Annotated in this window: 20 protein-coding genes; 4 read left to right on the plus strand and 16 right to left on the minus strand. The window is 50.8% G+C overall.

Translation table 11 applies throughout. The features are described from left to right. Window positions 1–219: 219 nt before the first annotated feature. The 3 genes from gltB to ACTJKB_RS16300 all read right to left on the minus strand — a co-directional run bounded on the left by gltB (window position 220) and on the right by ACTJKB_RS16300 (window position 8,305). Window positions 220–4,815 (minus strand): glutamate synthase large subunit, encoded by a 4,596-nt coding sequence (gltB, locus tag ACTJKB_RS16290; RefSeq protein ID WP_440835334.1) that lies wholly within the window; start codon window positions 4,813–4,815, stop codon window positions 220–222. A 380-nt stretch (window positions 4,816–5,195) separates the two neighbouring features. Next, window positions 5,196–7,550: a YhgE/Pip family protein gene (locus ACTJKB_RS16295; protein WP_440835335.1), complete on the minus strand. Its 2,355-nt coding sequence runs from the start codon at window positions 7,548–7,550 to the stop codon at window positions 5,196–5,198. A 179-nt stretch (window positions 7,551–7,729) separates the two neighbouring features. After that, the gene (locus ACTJKB_RS16300; protein WP_440835337.1) at window positions 7,730–8,305 is read right to left on the minus strand and encodes a TetR/AcrR family transcriptional regulator; all 576 of its coding nucleotides are present in this window, start codon (window positions 8,303–8,305) and stop codon (window positions 7,730–7,732) included. Between the two features lie 261 nt (window positions 8,306–8,566). On the opposite strand from ACTJKB_RS16300, the gene ACTJKB_RS16305 reads away from it, so the two are divergent. Then, a complete protein-coding gene (locus tag ACTJKB_RS16305) occupies window positions 8,567–9,763 on the plus strand; it encodes an MGDG synthase family glycosyltransferase (RefSeq protein WP_440835339.1) in 1,197 nt (398 codons plus the stop codon). Between the two features lie 139 nt (window positions 9,764–9,902). Here ACTJKB_RS16305 and ACTJKB_RS16310 read toward each other — a convergent pair whose 3' ends face one another. Continuing rightward, a complete protein-coding gene (locus ACTJKB_RS16310) occupies window positions 9,903–10,796 on the minus strand; it encodes a cell wall hydrolase (RefSeq protein ID WP_440835341.1) in 894 nt (297 codons plus the stop codon). 83 nt (window positions 10,797–10,879) lie between these two features. Beyond that, window positions 10,880–11,485 (minus strand): RNA 2',3'-cyclic phosphodiesterase, encoded by a 606-nt coding sequence (gene thpR, locus ACTJKB_RS16315; protein WP_440835342.1) that lies wholly within the window; start codon window positions 11,483–11,485, stop codon window positions 10,880–10,882. A 90-nt stretch (window positions 11,486–11,575) separates the two neighbouring features. Here thpR and ACTJKB_RS16320 point away from each other — a divergent pair, with 90 nt between their 5' ends. Next, window positions 11,576–12,532, plus strand: a complete 957-nt coding sequence (locus ACTJKB_RS16320) for a D-2-hydroxyacid dehydrogenase (protein ID WP_440835344.1) — start codon at window positions 11,576–11,578, stop codon at window positions 12,530–12,532. Window positions 12,533–12,697: 165 nt separating this feature from the next. On the opposite strand, the gene ACTJKB_RS16325 is transcribed toward ACTJKB_RS16320, so the two are convergent. The 4 genes from ACTJKB_RS16325 to ACTJKB_RS16340 form a co-directional block, all read right to left on the minus strand. Then, on the minus strand, window positions 12,698–12,973 hold the full coding sequence (locus ACTJKB_RS16325) for a hypothetical protein (RefSeq protein WP_440835346.1): 276 nt from the start codon (window positions 12,971–12,973) through the stop codon (window positions 12,698–12,700). After that, window positions 12,970–13,203 (minus strand): HAMP domain-containing protein, encoded by a 234-nt coding sequence (locus ACTJKB_RS16330; protein ID WP_440835348.1) that lies wholly within the window; start codon window positions 13,201–13,203, stop codon window positions 12,970–12,972. Before ACTJKB_RS16330 ends, ACTJKB_RS16325 begins: the two co-directional genes overlap by 4 nt. Before the next feature lie 76 nt (window positions 13,204–13,279). Further along, window positions 13,280–17,518 (minus strand): glycosyl hydrolase, encoded by a 4,239-nt coding sequence (locus tag ACTJKB_RS16335; protein WP_440835350.1) that lies wholly within the window; start codon window positions 17,516–17,518, stop codon window positions 13,280–13,282. A gap of 422 nt (window positions 17,519–17,940) precedes the next feature. After that, window positions 17,941–19,350 carry a deoxyguanosinetriphosphate triphosphohydrolase family protein gene (locus ACTJKB_RS16340; RefSeq protein WP_440835352.1) on the minus strand — a complete coding sequence of 470 codons (1,410 nt, stop codon included), beginning with the start codon at window positions 19,348–19,350 and terminating at the stop codon, window positions 17,941–17,943. 101 nt (window positions 19,351–19,451) lie between these two features. Here ACTJKB_RS16340 and ACTJKB_RS16345 point away from each other — a divergent pair, with 101 nt between their 5' ends. Both ACTJKB_RS16345 and ACTJKB_RS16350 read left to right on the plus strand, forming a co-directional pair. Beyond that, a complete protein-coding gene (locus ACTJKB_RS16345) occupies window positions 19,452–20,315 on the plus strand; it encodes a polysaccharide deacetylase family protein (protein WP_440835354.1) in 864 nt (287 codons plus the stop codon). 123 nt (window positions 20,316–20,438) lie between these two features. Further along, window positions 20,439–21,434: a substrate-binding domain-containing protein gene (locus ACTJKB_RS16350; RefSeq protein WP_440835355.1), complete on the plus strand. Its 996-nt coding sequence runs from the start codon at window positions 20,439–20,441 to the stop codon at window positions 21,432–21,434. A gap of 21 nt (window positions 21,435–21,455) precedes the next feature. On the opposite strand, the gene ACTJKB_RS16355 is transcribed toward ACTJKB_RS16350, so the two are convergent. The 7 genes from ACTJKB_RS16355 to ACTJKB_RS16385 form a co-directional block, all read right to left on the minus strand. Further along, window positions 21,456–21,854, minus strand: a complete 399-nt coding sequence (locus tag ACTJKB_RS16355; RefSeq protein WP_440835357.1) for a hypothetical protein — start codon at window positions 21,852–21,854, stop codon at window positions 21,456–21,458. Between the two features lie 6 nt (window positions 21,855–21,860). Next, window positions 21,861–22,244 (minus strand): hypothetical protein, encoded by a 384-nt coding sequence (locus ACTJKB_RS16360; protein WP_440835359.1) that lies wholly within the window; start codon window positions 22,242–22,244, stop codon window positions 21,861–21,863. Between the two features lie 33 nt (window positions 22,245–22,277). Continuing rightward, on the minus strand, window positions 22,278–22,598 hold the full coding sequence (locus ACTJKB_RS16365) for a hypothetical protein (RefSeq protein WP_440835361.1): 321 nt from the start codon (window positions 22,596–22,598) through the stop codon (window positions 22,278–22,280). Next, on the minus strand, window positions 22,598–23,164 hold the full coding sequence (locus tag ACTJKB_RS16370; protein ID WP_440835363.1) for an RNA polymerase sigma factor: 567 nt from the start codon (window positions 23,162–23,164) through the stop codon (window positions 22,598–22,600). The genes ACTJKB_RS16365 and ACTJKB_RS16370 overlap by 1 nt, the downstream gene beginning before the upstream one ends. 207 nt (window positions 23,165–23,371) lie before the next feature. Next, the gene (modB, locus tag ACTJKB_RS16375; protein ID WP_440835365.1) at window positions 23,372–24,034 is read right to left on the minus strand and encodes a molybdate ABC transporter permease subunit; all 663 of its coding nucleotides are present in this window, start codon (window positions 24,032–24,034) and stop codon (window positions 23,372–23,374) included. A gap of 53 nt (window positions 24,035–24,087) precedes the next feature. Continuing rightward, on the minus strand, window positions 24,088–24,873 hold the full coding sequence (gene modA / locus ACTJKB_RS16380) for a molybdate ABC transporter substrate-binding protein (protein ID WP_440835619.1): 786 nt from the start codon (window positions 24,871–24,873) through the stop codon (window positions 24,088–24,090). Window positions 24,874–25,238: 365 nt separating this feature from the next. Beyond that, window positions 25,239–26,204: a helix-turn-helix transcriptional regulator gene (locus ACTJKB_RS16385; RefSeq protein ID WP_440835367.1), complete on the minus strand. Its 966-nt coding sequence runs from the start codon at window positions 26,202–26,204 to the stop codon at window positions 25,239–25,241. Window positions 26,205–26,406: the final 202 nt, after the last annotated feature.

A 26,406-nucleotide genomic window follows, 5' to 3' on the forward strand; every position in this document is an offset into this window, starting at 1 on the left:
GCGATCGCTAGCGCTCCTCCAGTTCCAAACTTCCCCTCCGTTACTTTCACCTTATTGTTGTTTCATCAATTTCATTTTATATGGGTTTTATTCTACCACAACTTTCCTTTTTCCTGAAAACCGGGAAAAAATGCAGCAATAGTAAAAGGGACAACCTCCCTCCGGTTAAGGAGGTGATGTTGTCCCTTGGTTTATATTTTATTCGAGAGTGGTTAGCGTTTAGCCGCCAACACGCGCAAGCTCACGCATATTCGCTTCAAATGCAGCCATCAGGGCAGCTTCGCCAGTCAGACCGGTCTGTTCCACCTTGCGGATCTGCTCCATCATCCGTTTATAGTCCTTCGGAATGACACGGGCAAATTTCGGCAGGGCCTCATCCCATGTATCCAGGATACGTTGTCCGGCATTACTGCCTGTAAGCTCGGTATGGCGGGTAATCAGACCTTGCAGTTCAGCAATTTCTTCGAGCTCCTCCACACGCTCCAAGAGAACCATCTCAATGTTGCAGCGTTTGACGAACGTATTGTCCGGATCATACACGTAGGCGATACCGCCCGACATGCCTGCCGCAAAGTTGCGACCCGTTGCGCCAAGCACAACCACACGGCCGCCGGTCATGTATTCACAGCCATGGTCGCCCACGCCTTCCACAACGACATTCGCACCGGAGTTGCGGACGGCGAACCGTTCGCCGGCAATCCCGCTGATATAAGCTTCACCGCCGGTAGCACCGTACATGGCCGTATTCCCGATGATGATATTATCTTCGGCGGCGAAGGTCGCCTTAGAGGACGGCTTAATGATCAGCTTACCGCCGGAAAGTCCTTTGCCGACATAGTCATTGGAATCCCCTTCAACCGTGATCGTGATTCCCTTCGGTACGAACGCCCCCAGACTCTGTCCAGCCGAACCTGTGAAATGCAGGCGGATCGTATCATCCGGAAGACCTGCTGCTCCATATTTACGGGTCAGTTCACTGCCCAGGATGGTTCCTACCGCACGGTTGACGTTCGTGATCGGAAGTGAAGCTTCAACCACTGTACCGGATTCCAGTGCCGGTGCAGCAAGGTCGAGCAGCTTGGAAACATCCATTGTTTCTTCTAAGCCATGGTTCTGCGTCTGACTGCGGTAGCGAGTGCTTCCTTCCGGCATAGCCGGAGTGTGCAGCAGGCTGCTCAAATCTACGCCTTTCTTCTTCCAGTGACTCGAAGCTTTGACGGCATCCAGGCAGTCCGTGCGTCCAACCATTTCCTGAATGGTGCGGAAACCAAGCTCCGCCATGATCTCACGCAGATCCTGTGCCACAAAGGTCATAAAGTTCACGACATGCTGCGGATCACCGGTAAAGTTCTTACGCAGCTCCGGATTCTGGGTAGCAACACCTACCGGACAGGTATCCATTTGGCATACCCGCATCATAATACAGCCTACAGCTACAAGCGGTGCAGTGGCAAATCCGTACTCCTCAGCGCCGAGCAGCACAGCGACTGCCAGGTCACGGCCGCTAAGCATTTTGCCGTCCGTTTCCAGTACAACACGGTCGCGCAGATTGTTCAGCATCAAGGTCTGATGGGTCTCAGCCAGGCCAAGCTCCCAAGGGAGGCCGGCATGACGGATAGAGTTCATCGGCGATGCGCCGGTACCCCCATCGTAGCCGCTGATCAGGATAATATCGGCACGCCCTTTGGCTACCCCGGCAGCGATGGTTCCCACACCGACTTCAGATACGAGCTTCACGTTAATATTGGCACGGGGATTGGCATTTTTCAGATCGTAGATCAATTCTGCCAGGTCCTCAATAGAGTAAATATCATGATGCGGAGGCGGTGAGATCAGACCTACACCCGCTGTGGATCCGCGTACTTCTGCGACCCAAGGATATACCTTGCGGCCCGGAAGCTGTCCGCCTTCACCAGGCTTGGCCCCCTGCGCCATCTTGATTTGAATTTCGTCAGCATTGACCAGGTAATTCGAGGTAACCCCGAATCGACCCGATGCCACCTGCTTGATCGCACTGCGGCGGGAATCGCCGTTGCTGTCCGGAGTAAACCGGGCCGGATCTTCTCCGCCTTCACCGGTATTGCTCTTGCCGCCGATGCGGTTCATCGCAATCGCCAGTGTCTCATGCGCTTCCTTGCTGATCGAGCCAAAGGACATGGCACCGGTCTTGAAGCGTTTCATGATGGATTCTGCAGGTTCCACCTCATCCAGTGGAATTGGTGAATTCGAAGGCTTGAACTGCAGCATGGAACGGAGCGTCTGATGCTTCTCGCTCTCTCCTTGCACAAGTGCCGCATACTTCTTATACAGCCCGTAATCGCCGCTCCGCACGGAGTGCTGGAGAAGATGAATGGTCTGCGGGTTGAACAGATGCTCTTCCCCGTCACTGCGCCATTGGTATTCACCGCCGGAATCGAGCACCTTGTCACTACCATCTTTGTCAGTAAAGGCACGGTTATGAGAGGCAAGCGTCTCCGCTGCCACTTCTTCCAGGCCAATGCCGCCGATACGGGAAGGTGTCCAGGTGAAGTAACGGTCCACGAACTCCGAATTCAGGCCAACAGCTTCGAAAATCTGCGCACCCCGGTAGGATTGAATCGTCGAGATGCCCATTTTGGACAATATTTTCACTACGCTCTTCGTCGCAGCTTTAATATAATTCTTCACAGCCTTCTCATGTGAGATGCCGCGCAGCAAGCCCTGGCCGATCATGTCATCCAGACTCTCGAAAGCGAGGTACGGGTTGACCGCACTCACCCCATAGCCGAGCAGCAGCGCATAATGATGCACTTCACGCGGTTCGCCGGATTCCAGCAAAATGCTGACCTTGGTACGGGTTCCCGAGCGGATCAGATGGTGATGCAGGCTGGAAACTGCGAGCAATGCCGGAATAGCAGCATTCTCACGGTCTACGCCACGGTCGGACAGAATCAGAATGTTATGGCCTTTGGCCATAACGCGGTCAGCCGCTTCATTCATCCGCTCCAGCGCGATGCGCAGCCCTTCCGCACCCAGCTCAGCCGGGAACAGGATCGGGATCGACATCGACTTGAACCCTGCGCGGCGGACATGGCGGATCTTCGCAAAATCCTCATTGGACAGGATCGGTGAATCCAGTGAAATCTGCCGGCAGCTCTCAGGTTCCGGCTTAAGCAGGTTGCGTTCAGGTCCGATAGTTGTCGCTGTCGAGGTAACCAGCTCTTCACGGATTGCATCGATCGGTGGATTGGTTACCTGGGCGAACATTTGTTTAAAATAGTTATAGAGACGCTGCGGACGGTCCGACAGTACAGCCAATGGGGCATCATATCCCATCGAGCCTACAGCTTCGGCACCGGTGGAAGCCATCGGCTCCAGCACCTTGCGCAGATCTTCAAAGGTATACCCGAAAGACTGCTGCAGCTGTTGCACATTGTCATGCTTCGGATTCGGCAGCTCTGGAGCATCGGGAAGCTCGTCAAGGCCAATCAGATGCTCATCCAGCCACTGGCGGTAAGGTTGCTCAGAAGCAATCTCGGCTTTGACTTCTTCGTCGGAAATGATCCGGCCCTGCTTCGTATCTACCAGCAGCATACGTCCTGGTCTTAACCGGTCTTTGTATAGTACATCCTCAGCAGGAATATCAAGCACTCCGGCTTCCGAGGATAAAATAATCAAATCGTCTTTGGTTACATAATAACGCGAAGGGCGAAGGCCGTTGCGGTCAAGAATCGCACCGATCTGTACTCCGTCGGTGAAGCCCATTGCAGCAGGTCCATCCCACGGCTCCATCAGCGTGCTGTGGTATTCATAGAATGCCTTCTTCTCCTCGTCCATGCTGTCATGGTTGCCCCATGGCTCAGGAACCATCATCATGGCTACATGTGGCAAGGAACGCCCGCTGAGGTACAGGAACTCGAAGGTGTTGTCGAACATAGCCGTATCGGAGCCGTCAGGATTCACGACAGGCTTGATCTTGCTCAGGTCTTCCCCGAATACTTCACTCTTGAACAGCGATTGGCGGGCATGCATCCAGTTCACATTGCCGCGCAAAGTATTAATCTCACCGTTATGGATCATGAAACGGTATGGGTGGGCACGTTCCCAGCTCGGGAATGTGTTGGTGCTGAACCGGGAATGCACAAGGGCAATCGCCGATTCCAGCGTTTCATTCTGCAGATCCAGATAGAACTGGCCTACCTGCGCAGTGGTCAGCATGCCTTTGTATACGATCTTTCGACAGGACATGCTTGGCACATAAAAGGATTCGCCTTCTTCTGCACCGCCATAGCGGATCGACAGTTCGGCACGTTTGCGGATGACGTACAGCTTGCGCTCAAAGGCCAGATCATCCTTGATTCCTTCGGAACGGCCGATGAATACCTGGCGCACATAAGGCTTAGCCGCCTTGGCTGTCTTGCCCAGCATCTCGTCAAAGGTAGGTACATCGCGGTAGCCGAGCACCTGCTGGCCTTCCTCGGTGATAATCTCGCTAAGGAGCGCTTCGTGGCGGGCCCGGATCTCCTCGTTGTGAGACAAAAATATCATGCCTACGCCGTAAAGCCCCTGATCAGGCAGTTCAAATCCAAGCTTGCTGGCTTCACCGGCAAAGAAACGGTGCGGAATCTGCAGCATAATGCCGGCTCCGTCACCTGAGTTTGGTTCTGCTCCCTGGCCTCCCCGATGCTCCATATTGAAGAGCATGGTCAAAGCGTTACTTACAATATCATGGGATGGCTTGCCTTTGATATGGGCGACAAACCCCATTCCACAGGCATCCTTTTCGAACTGGGGATCGTACAGGCCTTGTTTGACAGGCAATTCAGTGTGTCTCATTGTACGCAACCTTTCTATTATAAAGTAGACGGATTTCAGGAAAAATTTTCAGTGGAAATTCTTAATAAATATTCAAGACAGATTGGTTATATTATTTTATCATCGACCTGACATGAGCGCAATTTAAACTTTTTTATGAGCTTGATTAACAAATGCTTTTGCGTCACAGCTTTAGTGAATAAAAGCGTAAAAAATCTTTGTTATGCATAAATATGCATGAATAACGAATAAGCTCTTATACAATGAAAACGCTTCATTCATTTTCCTGACACATTCATGGAATATTTTGGCCCGCTTTTTACTCTAGATGAGAAAAAGACAAAAAGAACGCCCCGGCAAGGAACGTCCTTTTTGTCTTTGCTTAATGAATTATTTTTCAATTATAAGCTTAATGCTTGTTCTTTCTGCACAGCCATTTCACTATCCCGGTCACGGGTTATGAAGTAGGTAAAAGTACAAGCCAGGAATACTATTCCATATATGGACAGCATTCCGGCATCGCTCCACATCGTACCAAAGTCACCAGTGGATATCACTGCCTTGAACCCTCTTACGCTATAAGTCATAGGCAGCAGCGGGTTGAAGAATTTCATCCAGTCCGGAATCAGCTCAAGCGGGAAGGTTCCAGCACTTGTTGTCAATTGGAATATCAGTAGAACGATAACCACGAACCGTCCTGGCTGATCCATCCAGGTAACAATAGCTTGAATCATCCACATGAAGGCGAGACTAGTAATGAAGGTAAAGGCATAGAACAACGGTACATTCTGTACATCCAGTCCAAGACCGTAGAGAACAATAAGGATTGCCATCAGGGACTGGAACACGCTCATCATCGAGAAAGTAAGGGTGCGGCTGATGAAACGGTTGAACCGGCTGGCACCAATCACCTCGGAATCACGCATTGGAATAACAATGGTGCAGATGAGTGCGCCTACGAACAGACCAAGCGACAGGAAGTACGGTGCAAACCCTGTACCATAGTTTTGTACTGTAGTAAATTCCTTCTCTTCAATCTCTACCGGCTGGGCGAACATTGATACAAGCGCATCGGTTTTCTTCACGGTGCTGGTCTTTGAAGCAGCATCGCCGAGCTTCACTGCCAGCTCACCGGAGCCGGCCTTCAGGTCATCCAGTCCGTCCTTAAGCTGTACGGCTCCATCGCTCAGCTTCTTCGAGCCGTCTGCTACAGAGCTAAGGCCGCTGCTAAGCTGACCGGTTCCATCCAGAAGTTTAGCCGTTCCTGCTTCCAGCGCTTTGCCGCCGTCAGCAAGCTTCGCACCGCCTGCTGCTGCTTCGTCCAGCTTCGCACCGAACTGCTTCATGCCTGCGGCAAGCTTGGTACCGCCAGTTTCAAGCGCTCCGGCTCCGGCCAGGAGCTGCTTCTGTCCGTCCAGCAGCTGTGTGCTGCCGGCATTCAGCTGTTGTGCCCCATCATGCAGCTGGGTCACTCCGGCATCCAGCTGCTGCGAACCGGCATGCAGTTGGTTCGCTCCCTGCACCAGCTGCTCTTGGCCGCTGTGCAGCGCAGTTGCGCCATCAAGGAGCTGCTGCTGACTCTGATCCAGCTGTGCGGTACCTTGAGCGACTGCGGTGCTGGCTGCGAGCAGCTTCTGCACATCTGGGCTTGCCGCCAGCTGCGGATTGGATTTGGCCAACTGCGACAGGCCATCTGCGACTGCTTTGGCTCCCGCGCTTACCTTCGCGCTGCCGTCCTTCGAAGCTTTAAGTCCTTCTTCCAGCTTCGCACTGCCATCTACGGAAGAAGTCAATCCCGCTTCCAGCTTCGCGCTTCCATCCACAACAGACTTTGTACCAGCTTGCAGCTTAGTGGTTCCGTCTACAGCCGATTTTGTACCAGCTTGCAATGCAGCTGCTCCGGCAGACGTTTTTTGCAATCCGGCATTGAGCTGTTTGCTGCCGTTCGCTGTCTGCGCTACACCATCCTGCAGCTGTTTATGGGCTGCAGACAACTGCTGAAGTCCGCCTGCAAGCGTACTGCTACCAGTCTGCAGTGCAGCAGCTCCGGTATTCAGATCCGCTACACCCTTTGTAAGAGGCGCTGCTCCATCCAAGAGCTTACCGGTACCTTCGGTCAGCACAAGCAGGTTATCCTTCAGCTTGAGCGCACCATCGTCCAGCTTGGTTGCACCGTCAGCAATCTTGGTGGCTCCATCACCAGCTTCGCCAAGGCCGCTGGCGATGTCAGTGATTTTATCAAAAACAGAGGTCGTATAAGCTTCCGTAATTTTAGCAGATACTTTTGTCTTGATATCTTTCACGGCCGTGCCGCCGATTTGACCTGCCAAGAAATTATAGCCTTCGTTTGGCTCGTATATGATCTTAGCCTGCTTCGGACTGTCATCGAGCAATGTAGTCGCATTCGCGGAGAAATCTTCCGGAACCACGATAGTCATATAGTAGGTTTCGTCTTTCATGCCGGCGTCCGCCTGCGCCCGGGTGACAAAGTTCCATTTGAACCCGTCCGTTTTCTTGAGCTCCTCTACCAGGTCATTCCCGGCAGTAAGCTTCGTTCCCTCATAGTCGGCACCTTTATCTTCATTGACAACAGCGACGGGCAGCTCATTCATTTTGCCATACGGGTCCCAGAATGCCTTGAGGAATAATCCGCTGTATAGTACCGGAATGAACAGGACGACAAACATGGGAATCAGCACCTTGGGATTCTTGAACACTGCGCCCAGGTCCTTGGCAAATACGGATAAAGATTTCATTCTGGTTCTCTCCTTCTGATCATATGCTCTCTTTAAAATCCTATTACTATCTAAAAAAAGGTGAATCTCTTGAAAACTTGCAGTAACACTGGATGACTGTTTTCCCCATTTGGTCACTCAAGGGCAAATAAAAACTCCCACCGGAGTCGTCTGAGACTGTCCATTCTCATGTTATGAAGCTACTCTGCCAACCCTTCTGCCAAAAAGAGATGAAAATAACTTTTGATCTGCTCCTTGGTCAAAGGCACATGCACCCTGTTCAGTTCGGCCGTAAGCACAATATACAGTCTGAACATTACCAGCGATACAATCTTGGGGTCACAGGGCTTCACTTCCCCTTGATCCACTGCATACTCTACTTCCCGCTGCAAATATTCGAGAACGACATTCTCAAGCTTGTCGAGACCTTCGTTGGCCTGGGGGGTACCGAAATCACGGCTTTCCTGGGACAACTTGATAAACAGCTCATGTTCACTGCGAAATTCGAGCAGAGCATCGAGAACACGGTGCAGATTTTCAAAAAACGACCGGTCCCGTCTGATTTCCCGCTCGGCGACGACCTTCATATCCATCATCACTTCACGCAGTATCTCATCAAATAACTGTTCCTTGTTCGTAAAAAAGGTGTAGATGGTTCCTTTACCAACATTTGCGATCTTCGCGACCTGATCCATTGTAGTCGCCTTGTACCCGAATAATGAAAAAGACTTGGTTGCGGCCTGGAGCACCTGTTGCCTTCGATCTACCACAGCCACCTGCGACACTTCCTTTCTCCATAAAATAGGCCTGCCATACGATATGACTGTTTTACTATTCTGGTCAATCGGTCAATACCCACTTTATCACGTTGCTTCTTCGTTTGCAATACTTGGGTGTAATCTTTATTTTTTAATTGTTGCAGTGTTTTAACTTTCTATTTACGTCTTATTTGTATAATGTGAGAAAAGAAGCAATATCCCTAGTATAATAGAAGAGAAGATTAATCCTACCTATGAAGGAAAGTAGCAGGTGAACTTATGCGAAAGAAAAGAGTACTGCTGTTTTCGGAAGGCTTCGGTACGGGCCATACAGGGGCAGCCTATGCTCTGGCCGAAGGAATAAAGCGTCTTAGCCCGGATGTACAGTGCCGGGTCATTGAGCTTGGCAAATTCCTCAACCCAACGGTCGCTCCCTGGATTCTTTCAGCTTACCGCAAAACAGTCAGCAGCCAGCCGAAGCTGGTCGGCATGATGTACAAAACCCAATATCATAAATCTCTGAACCGGTTGACCAAGCTGGCGCTTCACCGGATTTTTTATACACATGCCTCACAGGTCATCGAGCAGCTTAAGCCCGATCTGATTATTTGTACGCATCCCATTCCAGCCGCTGTGATTTCCCGCTTGAAACGGCAGGGGCTGGATGTGCCAATGTATACACTGATTACGGATTATGATGCACATGGAAGCTGGGTTAATGAAGAAGCGAACCGGTACCTGGTGTCCACCTCCCGGGTCAAGTCGATACTTACCGGCCGGGGGGTCTCCCCAGACAAGGTTTCCGTCACAGGCATGCCTTTGCACCCTAAGTTCTGGGAAAGATCGAACAAAAAGCTGTTGCGGAAGGAACTGGGACTTGCTGATATCCCTACCGTACTGATTATGGGAGGCGGCTGGGGGCTCATGTTCGGAAAAGAAGTCATGGACTCGCTCACTGCCCGGATGAACGATATCCAATTGGTCTTCTGTATGGGCAGCAACGACAGGCTTGTAGCCAAAATGAAAGCCAATCCGCTGCTGAATCATCCCAATGTAAAGATCCTGGGATACAGCAGCGAGATTAATAAGCTGATGGACGCCTCCGATCTGCTGATTACAAAGCCCGGAGGGATGACCTGTACGGAAGGCCAGGCCAAAGGTATTCCGATGCTATTTTACAGCGCCATTCCCGGCCAGGAAGAAAAGAACTGCCAATACTTCGTGGAATTAGGCCTTGCCGAGGAACTCGATTCGGATGTGGTGGACAAATGGTTCTCACTGTTGCTGCGTGAATACGCCGGACTAGAGGAGCTGCGCAGACGGCGCCTCGCTCCGGAACGCCAGCAGCCGAACCACTGCGCTTCAGCCGTGCTGCAGATGCTGGGCAAACCTGCAGCCGGAACTTCTGCGGAGCTTCGGGGGGCACGGGTTGCTGTTCCAGCACGGAATGAAGAAGCCGTGTACGTTACGCATTAATCGGACGATGGCCAATGGAAGATGATAGGACTCAAGCAGAAACGGTACCGGCCAATAAGGCCCGGTACCGTTTCTGCTTGTAATGAAGCAAAGATGTCCCAGAGCCATTTTCAGGACTCGGGACACCTGCTCCTATCGTTTATTTATAAAAAGTATGATTGCCGATAGTCTTGGCGTACTGCCTGGAATGATGCACCGTCAGATCCTGGGCAAGCTTAAGAGACAGGAAGAAATACGTATCATCAGTCACCGCCTTGCTTCCGGAGAGTGCGGCGGAAACAGCTTTAATACTGTCCCCGTTTGGCTTCACGCGCTTAAGACGCCCGTTGGCCACAGGACTGAACTGGCTTTTCTGATAGATTACATCATGTATGGTGTCGGGAAAATTGGCTGACCGCAGCCTGTTCAGAACAACGTTGGCGACTGCCACCTTGCCCTGGTACGGTTCGCCTTCTGCTTCTGCCATGACGATTTTTTGCAGCAGTAGCAGGTCTTCTTCGGATATCGCGTAGCTCCAGGTCGCTTGACCTCGCTGCTCCTGGCTTAATAGCTTTGTCCGAGAGAAGAACAATTGAGTGGGGGGGTGTTGCTGAATTGCCGTCTTTTGGGTAATTACGGTTTGGCTCCCCTTAGCCACCGCCGTCTTGGCCACTTGTTGCGCCACGAGCGGATTTGACTTCACCACAGCTGCCTTTTGCCGGAGAATCCCAGTCCTTACTGCTATACCTTTCGGCTTCAGTATATCTGGACTGAACCATTCCACGGTCTGCCTGATCCTCTGGGTATGGACCAGATTGGCGGCTGCGGTGTAGAGCATGGGTATCGCGTTATTCTTTGTCCTCACCAAGCTAGTCGAGGCTTCACTGGATGGGGTCAACGCCGAAGCTTGACCATTCGAGTTCAAATGATTCATTTGTACTGTATTTTTGCCCTTAGCGGCTCCTTCAGAACCGAGCAGGCTTATCGCAGAGAAACTCACCAGAATAACGCCAACAAGCAGCGCAATACAGCGGTTTTGTTTAAATATTTCCATTTTTTACCTCCTAAATTTACGGCACATTCCTATTGTATGTAACCGAAAATGGAAGCTTTGAAAACTTTCTTATCGATTTTATATCAGAAAAACGGTAATTTTTCGATCATTTCATACATAGGAATGGCATGCATCCTGGTAGCATACACCAAAAAACCATCCACCGTCCAGTCCGCAATCCCACTATTTCCCTCATTATTCGGCAGTTGGGCACGTAAATCGGCAAGCCTCTCGAGGTTAAAGGGGAGGGTGCCGCGGTATTTGCGGGCTAATGTTAGATGAGGTTTATATTCCCTAGCTTCGGGTATGAAACCAAGAGGTCGGGTAGCGGAAATCACACGTTTCTGGAGATCCGCCAGTTTCTCCATCTCTCCGGAAACCCCCGCCCAGAGCACTTTTGGCGCCTCCGGGCGCCCAAAAGTGCCCCACTCCGTGAGATGTAGTTGAAATGGCTTACAAGTGGAAGTCACCTCTTTCAGGGCCACAAGAAGATCAGGAACCGACGGTTTGGGTGTATCCCCGAGAAATTGCAGAGTAATATGATAATCCTCAGAATGTGTCCATTTGGCAAAATTCAGCGTGGCAGACAAGACGCTGCACTCTTTTCCCAGGCTCTTGCTTAGTAGGGAGGGAAGATTTACCGCGATGAACAAGCGTTCCATTTCAGAGCCGCACAGCTTACGATCCATTTCAATTTCACCTTTCAAGGTAGATTTGTTATCCTTATTCTATACAGAATCAGACAGCCCTATTAAATAGTATAGCGGGAGGGAACCATCTTGACGAAATCCATTGTTTGTTTGCATACTCTTTCACCACGGCAGCAAGAGTTAATCCGCGAAGCCGCTCCAGGTTATTCCCTTATGCTTGGAAACGGCAAAGATCCCGATCTTGCAATGCTTGCCGAAGCAGAAATTGTTATCGGCTGGGGCAAAGGAATTAGCGACACGCTGCTGAAGCCCGAGTCTCCGCTGCGCTGGGTGCAGACCTGGTCGGCCGGGGTCGAGAAGCTTCCTCTTGACGCTATGAAGCACAAAGGAATTCTCCTGACCAACGCCAGCGGTGTGCATGCGGAGCCGATTGCAGCGGTCATTTTCGGCTTCATGCTGCTCTTTACCCGGAATCTGCATACAGCGGTTCGCAATCAATTGAACCGTCGTTGGCATTCGGAAGGCAATGAGAGCGAACTGACCGGTAAAACGGCTGTTATCGCCGGAACCGGTGCTATCGGCAGTGAAACCGCAAGAATCGCAAAGGCCTTCCGGATGAAAACCGTGGGAGTAAGCCGCTCCGGTAAGCCGGTAGATGGTTTTGATGAAATATATACGACCGGTCAACTTCAAGATGCCGTAGGCCAAGGCGACTTCGTGATCAACACACTCCCGCTTACCGAAGAGACGCAGCAACTATTCGATGCTGAGATCTTCTCAGCCTGCAAACAGGGCTCCTATTACATCAATATTGGCCGGGGAGCCACAACCCATACAGAGGCGCTGATGGAGGCGCTGAACAGCGGCCATTTGGCCGGTGCGGGCCTGGATGTATTCGAGACAGAACCGCTTCCCCAGGAGCACCCGCTATGGGGGATGGAGCAGGTCGTCATCACCCCGCATTGTGCCGGGGCAACGGACCGTTATGCAGACCGGCTGGTTGATATTTTTATAGAGAACATGAAATCCTATTTGAACTCAGGAACCCCTGCACGCAATCTGGTAGACTACAGCCGCCGGTATTAACGGAGTAAGTAAAAACGGGTGCTGTCCCTTCCCAAGGACAACACCCGTTTTTTATGTTCACGAACAGGTTCCGCATCAGCAAAACATCCGCTAACGCTCCGCTCTGCTATACTTGAAACCGCGTCACTGATTCCTTCAGCTCTCCCAGCAGGGTTCTAAGCTGTTCTATCCCGGTTGCCACCTCATTGGTGGAGCTGACCTGAGATGTGTCTGTTCAGAAATGCTGCGGATTGATCCCACCAGCCTGAATATGCCCTCGTTCTTGAGATTAAGCTCTTCTACCGCCTCCATGGACCGTGACACCACCTCGGCAATTTGGCCCATTTGTGCTACAGAGCTTTCCATCAATTCCCTACCTTTATCGCCCTTCATCCTAACCTGCTCGGAATGCTCCGACAGCTCCATGCCTTTGCCGGCAAAATTCTCAATCAGCCGGTTCATGTAATCTGCACAACGCTTCTGATCCGGTTGACGATTTCCAGAAGAGTCCGGTTCGTGTCATTCACCGTCTTTGCCAAGAGGCCGATTTCATCCATATTCCCAATAAGGGTATCCTCCGCAGTCAAGTCACCGCCGGATATACGCTGTAGATGGATAGTCACCTTCTTCACCGGGTGAATCATCAACCGCCGGATGAGCAAGTTGATGCCCCCGATTACAATCAGCACCATCGCCAGCGTGACAAGACTTTATATAAATAGCCCCCGTGCGGCCGCACGAGGGCGATGTGCTGTTATGAAGTTTTCGCTACTCCAGAATCACTTCATCGACGTATACGCTAGCTGCACTGTCCGTAGAGAATATCTCCAAGCCCAGCGCGCGAACCATTGTCTTATCGATCTTGATTCCTCCGGTCCAGTCATATCCGTTCAGATCCAGCGAAATCCATTGGTATTGATCCGTTAAGGTCACTTCATCCGTATTGGCCCAGTCCCAGTTCGCTCCACTTTTCAGGAACATCTTGCCCTTGGCCGTTCCGGATGAAACCCGCACGTGGAGCTTCAAGGTGCTGCCGCTGCTCAGGTCCTTATCACCCACAAAATTCAGGTCGAAGACCTTCGAGGCTTCAGCTACAAGAGGATAGTCAGCGCTCAGTACCCCTTTGCCTCCGTCGGTACCCGATATCAATTGGTTTGCTCCCATAGTGTTAGCACCAAATGTCCATCCTTGCACAGAGCCTTCGAAGTCAAAAAGGGTACCCAGAGGCAGGCCGCCTCCGGCACTTCCGCCAGGTACATTTCCGGCATCCGGATCATTAACCGCCTTAATGTCGTCAAAGTACATCGAAGATGTCAGCTGCGTACCATCCGATTTGGCATTGGTGTAGATTGAGAACTTTTGAACATCCTTCAGGTTGGTCTTGGTCAGTGTTCCTGTTGCGCCATTGGCTGGAACGAACTCACTGAACTTCGCAGTCACAAGTGCAAACTCGTCAGTGGTCGTGTCCGGGTAGTACTCGTAAGTGCTGCCACCGGCATTGATCTGTATTACCAGCTTCTGCCCCTTAGCATCGGGCTTATACCAGAATTGAAGTGCATTGTATCCGGACCAATCCACATTAAGCGCCTTGGTCACACCTGAATATCCGCTCGCGCCCAGGGTATAGGTATACTTCATGCCGTAACTACCGCTATGCTTGTTCGCATCTAGCGCCGTTTCGGTCGCATCTCCACCCGCATGTACAAATTTCGTATTCAGTGCCTCGTTACTGCCCAGATAGCCTTCGAAATCGTCAACCATTGCCGGATCAGCCCCGGTCTCCACATAGGTGTTATACAATCCGATGTTGTCGATATACAGGGGAATACTCCCGCTTGCAAGTCCACTACCTACAATGGATACCGCAATATCGTCGGCTGCCAGGAGCGCCGCTGCGTCAGTCAAATCAATAACCGGTGTGAAATGCACATATTCCACGCCATCGATGGTTACTTTTGGCAGATCGGCAAAAGTGATCTGTGTCGTTCCGATCCCATACTTGCCATTCCAATCCGGAGGCAATTGCACGACCGCCTGCAGACTTGCATTCCCATTCTCAGGCTGTGCGGACAATGGAACCCATGCTTCCAGCTTGACGCGGGTCACATCCGATAAATACACACTGTCTATAACCGTTTTTGCAGTTTTAAGCTCCAGCTTCAGCTCCTGCCAAGTATCTGCAGGGTTCATCCCGCTTGCATTCACCTTCAGCACACCGCTGCCGTTGAACGAACCCGGCTGGGTGGAGTCTATTGCCGCCTGATAGCCGCCGTTGCTCTGTACACCGTCAATGCCGTTGTCGAATGTATAGACTCCGAGCAGAACTTCACTTATTTTGACATAAACTGTGTTCGTCTGTTCCAACAATATTGTTCCGCCTTCACCGTATACCCTCACCGTGACCGTCGCCATCTTACCGTTCAGCTTCGCGTCCGGGGACCAGTCTGCCACATAAAAGCCTGTTACCGGGTCCAGTGTGAGCGGCATCTCCGCAGCAGATTCACCAACGGAATATACCACTTTTGTCGGCGCCTCATTTAGTACGCGGACACGGATCCGGGTAGTCCCCTCTGTCACTGTCGCCTGATTTGCCGGAGAGGCAATGTGCATGAATGGCTGCTCCTTCGCAGCGGTAACTAGCTTTGTATAAGCACCGTTAATCTCCCCGCTGAACAGTGTGTACGCATCATTAAAGAATGCTTTAAAGTCGGCCATCATCTGATGCTGTTCTCCAGAAGCGAGCGGATAAGGAACATACGAGTTCTCGCTTGGGGTAAAGTCAGCCCAGGTCAGCATATAGGCCAGTCGCTTGGCATCCGGACTGGATTTCAACGCCGTACTGAGACGGGTGTAGAAATCCGGAGTAGAGTTGCCTGCCACCTTCATGTTCTGGTAGCCAAATTCAGTCAGCGCGGCAATCTTGTGCTTCGTGTCGGCAATCTTCGAGAGCGTTGCGGCCTCTGTTGCCACACCGTCGAACCAGCTCTCTCCTTCCCCGTTATAGTAACTGTCGAAGCCCAGAATATCTACATAATCGTCACCAGGATAGGTTTCGAGATACTGCTCTTCATCCGTCCCAAAACCACCACCGGGAGAGTATGCATACAGGAAGTTGTGCACATCCTTATTGTCCCGCAGGTATTCCACTGTGTACCGGTACAACTCTTTATACTGGTCCTCTGTTGTAAAAGCGCGCCCCCACCAGAACCAGCTGCCGCTCTGTTCATGGAACGGGCGGAAAATAACCGGAATGGGTTGGCCGCTATCGTCCTTCAGACTATTCGCAAAAGCCGCGATATGATCCAAAAAGGTGTTGAATTCGGCATGCTTGTCTCCGCCGGGCAGGATATGTGAGACGACAGAGCCCTTAAGGTCATAGAAATCGCCTCCGGTTACAAAGTTAGGCATATGAGAGCTGAGGGTAAGTACACCTCCCGATTCATAGGCTTTCTTCATACTGGCAACGAGGTTGCCGATGCTGGCATACACATCCCCTGATACCCCTGGCTTCTCTTTGCCTTCCAGGCTGAGCGTATCCCAGCCGAACAGGGCCGGATGAGCACCAACGGCATTTTTCACATCGGATTCCGTTCCGTCAAGCTTCTTGATGGATTGGCCTTCGTCGTTTACGTGCTGCTGCCCGAAAAGCGTACCTGTGCCCCTGATATCTTCCAGATAAGCGAACAGTGACCGGGTAGCAGACGATGCATCTGCATCTGCCAAATCCACGAGACGCGGGGACGGTTCGGTTCCCCCGTTACCGCTGCTTGGAGCAGGTGTGACCACCGGACTACTTGGTGTCGGTGTGGCCACTGGGCTGCTTGGTACCGGTGTCACAGATGGATTGCCAGATGAAGCTGTAGCAACTGGCTGGCTTGGAGCCGGAGTACTGCCCGCTGCTGTCCACGCCGTAACCACTCCGCCCTTAACACTATAGATTCCGGCCACGAGAGGCTGGCCGTTCAGGACAACGGATGCTGCACGGACGTCAAGCTTGCTGATCGTTCCTTTGCCCGTCAGAGAAGTACCTGCAGCACCGCTGCCGATTATAAGCTCGGAAATCACCGCATTCTCGGCCACCTCAATAATAGAAGCGCTTTCAATTTCCATTCGGCTTACAGTTGTAGCTCCCTCATCTGAGATACGCACTTTTCCTTCCGGCCGATTGACATTCACTGCAGACAGCTTGGAATGATTGAAATGAATGGAGTTCTCTCCACCTCCGGCGGTATATACGGCACCTGTCACCGTTACATTCTCCAAGGTGGCTTCACCGCTGCCGATGCCGGGCGCCAAATATAAATTGCCCGAAATTACACTGTCTTTGAGCACAGCACCTGTGTGGTTGATCAGGACATTGCCCTGGATAGCACCGCCGGCAACCGTTCCGGCCGTGTTCATGTAACGGCTGACCAGTCTGTCAACGATGCTCACCATCTCAGCCCGGGTAATGGGAATGTCCGGGCGGAAGCTGCCGTCAGGATATCCGCTGATCGTTCCGCTCAGCGCTTGAACGGCTTCCCTGGCATAGCTGCTGATAGTGCTACTGTCCGTGAAAGCGGCAGATGCCGCTACAGCGCTTGGCTTTAACGAGAACACTGCCGCAAAAAGAGCGGCGGCGTCCTGGCGGGTGACTTTTGTATCCGCTTTCGCTTTGTTATCCGGGAAGCCTTTATAATAGCCGGCCTGTTTGGCGATAGACAGATCTTTGGCATACCAGGCTCCTGCCGTCACATCTGCAAAGGATGTATCCGCCGCAGCGCTGAATCCGAAGAGCTTGTTCACCATGCTGGCCAGCTCAGCCCGGGTCACCTGGTTATCCGGCCGGAATGATCCGTCAGGGTAACCTTGAACCACACCGTTTCCCTGCCACTTTGCAATACTGTCCTTGGCCCAGTGTGTCCCCATCTTCCCATCCGCCTTGCCGCTTGCAAGCGCAGGAGCCGCCATCGAAACCAGCATGATGGAGGTGAGGAGCAGCGTGAACCCTTTTTTGAATCTCTTCATCCATTTGTCCTCCTTTTGTGTAAGGGTTTTCATTTTACGAAGAAACACAATAACTACATTGGCAATATTAGCATCATAACCATAAATAAACAATAACAAAAATATATTATTCTCTAAAATTTTTACCATCAATCCAAGTCAATGAACATAAGTAATCGATAACCTTCGCATAAAACCTATGTATATCAAGGGTATGTCAGCTATAACCCTCTTTGTAAATGGAGGCATTCAACTGAACTACCTCTGCCAAGGATAATAACAAAATAATAACAAAATAGAGCAAGACAACACCAGAATTCAAAAACAAAGACCAGAAATGAAAATAAAAGACCAGAAAAAAGCCGCCCCCCTTACAGGAACAGCTCACTTTATTTAGGAAGGTTCACCCTCAAGAACAGCGGCTTCCCTTAATTAGCTTCATCCTAGTCCAGATCATAAATCGATCCGACCTTTAATCCATACAGTTCATTGTATATTTTCTCGGCAAAAGCATCTGTCATTCCGGCGATATAATCGATCACCATATGTTCCCAGGTCCAGATGGGTTTAGCCTGGCGCTGATCCTTCTCAAAACGCTGCAGCCAGTCGCTGGGGATGATCGCCCGTGAGGCTTCCGGGTCCAGGAATGCCTCCCATAAGCGCCGAAGTATCCACTCGCTGCGTTTTTGCAGCCGCTGCACACGCAGATCACGAATCATCGTGACCCAGGCGAAGCTTTTCAGCACACTGACGGTCCGCAGCATGTCCTCGTCCTCTTGACCATCTTTAATGAAGGTAACCTTCTTCCAGTCCCTGTCCTCAATAACACCAAGGCTGGCTACAAAGGTGCTGACCCAATAAGCCTTGACCTCACGCCGGGTGCGGGAATAATCATTCTCACAGGTAGGCATCTTCTCCATCCATACCCGCAGGAACGAGCTCAGTACCTCTTCAACCTTGATGTGTATATCGGCATCCTTCCACCCAATCCAGAAGGCATCCTCCAAAGTGGTGATTTTCTCTACGATCAGCTTCTGGATATACGCATCATGCATGAAGTGCTCATGCACCTCGATTTTGCCGGCTTTAATGCCATCCTCCAGATCATGCGCAGAGTACGCGATGTCATCACAAAGGTCCATCAGCTGGGCTTCGAGCGTCTTCTTTCCTTCCGGGACCCCCCACTGGCTGCGGATGTCCGAGATGTAATTCCATTCGTGCAGATACATGCCCTTCTTGAGGACCGTGCCGGGAAAAGGGTATTTATTGATACCCAGCAGCACCGCATCCGAGAGGTTCAGCCCGTCGATATTTTCGCGTTTCTCCAGGAACATAATCAGCCGGAAATTATGGGCATTGCCTTCAAAATGCTCATATTGCCGTCTCATGTTCTCACGGATCGTCTGCTGCTGTACCGGACCTGCGCCGGATTTGCGTACCGCCTCCGCTGTCTTCTTCGCCACAAGCTGCTCCAGTATGCTGTCGAGCACCTCTTCTCCCTTGTGGCCGAACGGCGGGTGGCCGAAGTCATGGGCGATCGCTGCACATTCCACCACTTCCGGATCGATGACCAGCCCGGGATTCTCTGCTTGTCCAGTCTCAACCTCCGGGTAGGAGCGCAGCAGGCTTTTGGCCGCCTCACGGGCAATCTGCGCCACCTCCAGCGAATGGGTCAAACGCGTCCGGTAATAGTCTCCTGTGCCGGCACCGAATACCTGGGACTTGCCTTGCAGCCGGCGGAAGGTCGGCGAATGGATCAGACGTGAATAATCACGTTCATATGCGGCTCTAGAGGTTTCCAGACGGGTAATCTCCGGATATTGCCGATGCTCTCTTTTTTCAATTAGTGTCATATCCGCTGCCCCCATCCTTGATCTGTATTTAGTATTTCATTATAGTCATTTTATCCGGAACTTTCACTCCTAAATAGAAATAAAGGGGTACTCGGGCAGGAATGAATATTCCATATCAGTCCAGGCGCATCCTAGAGCAGAGTGATGCAAATAACCTGTACCGGGTACAGAGTGGAATGGATCTGAAGCCAATGAAATCCATCTGGAGAACCACTGCCGCTGCACTTGCAGCAATAACACTAGTCTCTGGCATGACCAACCCTGCACAATGCAAGCCCCTTGTCAAAAACCGTGACTATTACGAGCAGAGAGGCGACATGATCTGGGAAGTGCATACCAGCCAAAAAGTAATCGCCCTCACCTTCGACGATGGCCCCGATCCCTCCGAGACGGATCAGATTCTGGCGGTACTTCGTCAATACAACGCCAAATGCACCTTCTTCGCTATCGGTAAACGAATCGCAGCCTACCCCGATGTCGCCCGAAGAGTGATCACAGACGGACATGAATTGGCCAACCACACCTATAACCATATCTATTTCAAAAAACCGGTCTCCGGGCAGCAGATTCAAGAGGAGCTTGCACTGGCCGAGAAGGAGATTGTGAAGGTATCCGGGAGGCACAGCAGCCTGTTCAGGCCGCCGGGAGGCATGTACGACGAGACCCTGGTCGACGTCTCCAACAGCATGGGCCTTACGCCGGTGCTCTGGTCTTGGCATCAGGATACACGTGACTGGAACCGCCCGGGTGTGTACAGCATCTCCAGCCGCGTGATCCGCAATGCGCACAGCGGCGACATAGTGCTGCTGCATGACCATGTTCATGGACAATCGCAAACCCTGGAGGCACTGAAAATTATTCTGCCCGAGCTGCAGAAGCAAGGCTTCCGCTTTGTCACCGTTTCCGAAATGATCGGACTGTCCGATTTCCAGCAGGTCAAGCAACGCAGACATCTGGCATTTTAGCCTCCTCTATGTCTCCAGCCTCCCAGGTGAATGAATTGCACAGGAACTTAAAATAAGGTAGTCTTGAGCTATTATAGCTGTATTCAGAGAACTGCCGCAGTTCATCCTTAGGAGGCTTTATCCATGTCCGAAAATACTTCCTACACAACCGAGGAGATCGCCCGGTTGTTGAAGATATCCAAACTCAAGGTCTATGATCTGATCAAAAAAGGTGAGCTGCCCTCCTACCGGGTCGGCAAGCAGATGCGCGTGGATCTTTCCGACTTGGAGGCATACAAACAGAACTCGCGCAGCGGTGCTTCCGGAAGTCTGACTCCAGCCCCAGGGCTGGCCGAAGCCCCGGTGTCCATGCCTAAGCCCGCCCTGCCGCTGCAGTTTAACCAGACGCAGGGACACTCCGGCAAAGCCGCCGGCGTGAATGTGGTGATTACCGGGCAGGATATGTCACTGGACATCTTGGCTACGCATCTGGAGCGCAGCGAGTCTTCTGCCCGTCCTCTGCGGTCGTATGCCGGGAGTCTGGACAGCCTGATTGCGATGTACCATGGGGAATCCGACATTGTTAGCACCCATCTGCTGGACGGAGATACGGGGGAGTACAATCTGCCCTATATTCGCAGACTGCTGGTCGGCTTTTCTTATATCGTAGTGCATATGCTGGCCCGGAGTGCAGGCTTCTATGTGCAGAAGGGTAATCCGAAAGGCATCCGTGACTGGTCCGATCTGCAGCAGAGTGGAATTAAGCTGGTCAACCGGGAACGCGGTGCAGGAGCACGGGTTCTGCTGGACGAGCAGCTCCGCCTCCATGGCATCTCTTCCTCCAGCATTAGCGGGTATGGCAACGAGGAGAACAGCCATTTTGCTATTGCGGGCAGAGTCGCCCGGGGAGAAGCCGATGTGGGCATCGGCACAGAAAAAGCCGCCAAGATTATTGACGGCATTGATTTCATCCCGCTCATCCAGGAGCGGTACGATCTGGTGATGCTCAAGACACCGGAGCACGAGGCACTGATCGGAACTGTTATTGATATTTTACGTTCAACCGCCTTTAAGAACGAGCTCAGCTCCATTCATGGCTATGACCTTAGCGAGACCGGCAACGTTATTTACGAAACTTGATACACTTCTATCGCCGCCAGCTTACTCGGAATCCTTATTTTCCTTTTTGTAGCTGAACTTATAGCTCCCTTTCGTTCCGGTTCCTACGATCTCCAGCTTGTAGGTGCCGGTTTGTTGTATCTGCAGCTCTTCCTCCCCCTCCTTATTCGTCTCCAGCTCTTTGAACAGCTCATGGTCAGGATCATACAGCTTCATGGTCAGTTCACCTTTTTCAACCTTGGACACATAGTTTATACGAATCGTATCCCCTTCCTTAAGCTTCAGATTATGCTTCTCGGTACCGGACAGCAGCCGGTAAGAAGCCTTAATTTGGTGTGGCGTACTGGAACCGGTGTACATCAGCCTTTTCTCGCATCCCGTAACCATAAACATAGAAACTAATAGAACCAGCAAAAGCAGTCCCTGCCATCGTTTGTTCATTTGAATTCACTCCCCCGTATGTATAATATGTCCGCAGTGCGGGCAGTATTGTGCGGGTAGATCGCCTGCACTCTGCATCTTCTGCCGCTTCCGGGCAAAAAAATACAACACAACCCCCATGAAATTAGGAATATAAAAAACGGCAGTCATCCACAGCCATGTGTTCATTTTTTTGCGCGATGAATCCTTGTATATGAACACACCCAGAGCCACATATAAACCAATAAACAGCAGAATGGCCAGTGCGGTTATCGTCACCCAGACCGGGTCCTCATCCCACATTTCGGGCATATAGGGAAGTATCCAGTACCCGGAATAGGTCAACAGAATAACCATAACGGTGGTGATGCTCCAGAATATCAGCATTCCCATATAGGTGCGGTTTTTCATTTTCTCTTCCTCCTTTCACCTGATCCGCAAAAGTCAGGTTTGTGCAATTCCCGCATCTCTGCCGGACAGATACAGCAGCACCACCACTGAGGCAACCGCAGGTACTGCACCAAAGGAGAGCAAGAGCGTCAGCTTCCAGAGCAGAGGAATGGGACCGCTCAGCAGGCACCCCCACAACAGGAGCAGAGACAGCACAAACAGCACCACCAGAGCAACAACCCCCTTGCCCTTTCCTTCTTCCCTGTGGATGCGCTGCAAGGTCGCTGTCTTCAGGCCCGCCGGTGCTGGAATCTGAGCGCTATAATAGCCACGAAGCATTTCCTCTTGCTTAGCTTCCCATTCTGTTTCTTTCATCAATACTCCTCCCTCCACGGCTCCACAGTCTTCTGCAACAGCTTCTTGCTCTGATTCAATCTGGACTTCACAGTCCCTGTGGGAATGCCCAGCATTTCTCCGATCTCCTCGTAGCTGAATTCCTCATAATAGAAAAGAACCAAAGGACCCAGATACCGTTTTGGCAGCTTGCGGAGCCCCTTCTCCAAATAGGCATTCCGTTCATTCCGCAGCAACTGCTCCTCCGTCAGCGGTGCCCCGTCCCGAAGTTCAACCCATGGAACACGACAGGAATCCTCACCGGCAAGCCGCCCATAGATTTTTTTCCATTTCCGGTAGCTGTCCCGGTGCATATTCAAGGTCACCTGGAACAGCCACGCTTTAAAAGACCGCTCCGGATCGTAACGATCCAGCTTACGGATGACCCGCACCCAAACCTCCTGAAACAAATCCTCCGCATCCAGAGCATTCAGGGTAAGGTGGCGGCAGAACCGGTACAAGTCATCCTGGTATCTTTCCACTAAAGGTCCGAGCATTTCCCGCCTGCCCGTCCGGTATCCTTCGATGAGCTGCTTATCAGTGATCATGTTCCTCTGCCCGCCCTTTCATACCCTATTACGAAGGTACCATGATCTTTGTTCGAAATTTCACAAAATCCGTCAGCTGAACTCCTTATGGCACCCTGCACACAAAACTACATTCATAAAACAACACAGCAAAAAGCAGGTCTGTAGGCACTGCTCTGCCCCAAGATCTGCTCTTCTATCACGGATATCCTTACTTCCTTCACCTTGTCAGGAACGGCGGTTGACGAACATCAGCATGAGTGCGGAAATGACAATAATCGAGCATACCCACAACCAGGCCAGCGTCATATTGCCGCCATCGACAGCCACGTAAATGGCAGTAGGCACAGTCTGCGTCCGGCCGGGAATATTGCCAGCCACCATAATGGTCGCTCCGAATTCACCTAGCCCGCGGGCAAACCCAAGCACATATCCGGCTGCCAGCGAGCGGCCGGCGAGCGGAAGCGTCACATATGTAAGCACCTGAAGCTCACTGGCTCCCTGCGCACGCGCAGCGTCTTCCAGATCCTTTTCCACACCTTCAAAGCCCGCCTTCACTGTACGGTATACGAGGGGAAAAGCAACGACAACCGCAGCAATGACCGCCGCGCCCCAAGTGAATAGAATGGTGTGCTCCGTAAACTGCTCGTACAGCTTCCCGATCCAGCTCCTCCGGCCCAAAATCACCAGCAATACGAACCCGACCACGGTTGGCGGCAGCACCAGCGGAAGCAGCAGCACCGTTTCAATCAGACTGTAGCCGGGAAACCTCCGTCCCGCCATCACTTTGGCTGCCAGTGTCGCCAGCAGGAACACAATGATACTGGTTATGACTGAGATCTTAATCGAAAGCCAGACCGGGGCGAAAAAATCAGTCCAATTGATCTCCATCGCTCTTCACCCCGTGTATATGTTAAATAAGTTGAACTTTAGATTTCCATAGGTTAATCAGCAAGCTTAAAGCCGTAGCTGGTGAAGACATCGTTTGCTGACTTGGTCTGAACGTAGCTGTAAAAGGCTTTGGCCTCCGCCTGATGCTTCGATTCCTTCACAAGGCCTATCGGATAATTAATCGCCTTGTGCACATGGGCACCTACGGTAAGAGCAATCTTCACTTTGTTCGAAGTAAGAGCATCCGTCTTGTAGACGAATCCGGCATCAGCATTTCCCGTTTCCACATAAGAGAGCACCTGGCGCACGTCCTTGGCAAATACCAGCTTGCTTTGCAGCGTATCCCATACGTTCTTTGCTGTCAATGACTGCTGTGCATATTGTCCCGCCGGAACCGATTCAGGTTGTCCTACTGCCACTTTTTTGAAGCTTTTATCCGTAAGTTGAGTAATCGTTGTAATGGAAGTCTTGGAATCGGAAGGCACAACCAGCACCAGCTGATTCTTCAAAAGCTCCGTATTGTCAGAAACAAGTCCGCCATCGACGAGAGCTTTCATCTGCTTATCCCCTGCTGAGAAGAACAGATCAGCTGGAGCGCCTTGCTCTATCTGTTTCTGCAGCGTACCGGAAGCACCATAGTTGAAGACAAGATCAATATCAGGATGCTGTTTCTCATAGAGTACAGCGATCTTGTCGAGACTGTCCTGCAGGCTCGCTGCAGCAGAGATAATAATTTCAGTCTTTTTCGCCGCTTCAACCTGCTTCTCAGGTACCGCCGACAAAGCCACTGCCAGTAGCACAGCCAGTACAACCACTCCAAGTTTCTTGAACATTTCCATTCCTCCCATGTATGTATCTTGTATATTTAGAAGCTATTTTAGCATATCCTTTTTGGTTTATCTATACGTTTGATTATGTTTGTATATATTTAGTTATGTATGGTTTGCGAGTAATAGGTGCTTCTTAACCAACACAAAAAAGACCTATAGGCGTAACGAACGCCTAAAGGACTTCATGGAAGGGCACTAATTCACGGATAGTTCCTGCCAGATCACCCGGTATTGAACAAAGGTCAAATGAGAGGAAAGTGAATCAACACATTGCTCACTATAGAATTCTACTGTAGACAAGAGAAATTTATGCATATAACTAACATTGAATGTTATAATAAAGTTAAATGATTCCTATTAAAATAAATATATTACTATTTATATAGTGACAGCCATTTTTCCAATTGATTTCTCAGCAATTCCCGATAATAGAGAGGCTCTACGATCTCCGCCTCTTCTTCAAATTTTAAGATCCAGCGGACAAAACCAATGTCCTGTTCCACCGCCACTTTAAAATGAACATACCTACTCTGACGGTCTACCTTGATCGGCTTCACGAACATATCCTCATTTTTGATCCGGTCCATCATCCGTTCCGAAAACCTGATCTTGAACTCTACCTGCAGACTGTCCTGATCCAGAGACCATTTCTCCTCCATAAAAGCCTGCAGATCAAATTGCTCTTTGGAAAACCAATGATTCGTCGGCTTTACATTAGAGAACCCACCAAGATGAAACGTCCGGATAATCCCGAATCGATGACAAAAACCGATTAAATGATAACGATTTTCCAAGGGAACAAGGCAGTATGGGTCAATTTGGATGCCTCTTTCTTCATAGGAATTGTAACTATAGTCAGCCAGAATACTGCTTTGCTTCATAATGGCGGCCAATATTTCAGTCAAAAAGGGGGGCGGTTCATCCTGGTACCCGCTTCTTTCCATCCAGAGCTGTCCCGCTTCTTTCTTGGCAGTTTCCATGGTTTCTTCCCTTTCCGCCTTCTGCTTATAGGCTGCGGCCATTACTTTCTCGTAGGCGCTCTCAAAGCTGGGAGGCAGCAAGGGTTTGATATCATCCAAAATGCCTCGAAGTTGTGAAAAAGCGGCCGATTCTTCTTCCGACCAATCCAGAGGATATAAAGCAAAATTACCTATAAAAGCATATCCTTTCCCATGTCCCAAATGGGTTATAGGGATGTGCATGGCACTCAGCGCATCCATATCCCTGTATATCGTTCTCTCGCTGTTACCGCAGCGTTCCGCTAGTTCACGGGCCAAAATTCCAGGTTTGGCTTGAACTAGCGTAATGATGCGCATTAGCCGGATTAATCGGTCTGTCATTTTCAGTTCCCCTTGAGTTCATGGTAAAATAGACCCATTATTTTAAGTAAATTAGTTATATGTATCTATAACCAATGATCTTATAACCGAAATTAATAAATATAATAGAACTATTTTACTATATTACCACATATAATAATCACATTAGCTCTCTACACATCCAAGCAAACATTTATGATAGATTGATCTTATGTATGTACTA

Source organism: Paenibacillus sp. 22594 (assembly GCF_052044425.1).
Classification (GTDB): domain Bacteria; phylum Bacillota; class Bacilli; order Paenibacillales; family Paenibacillaceae; genus Paenibacillus_AQ.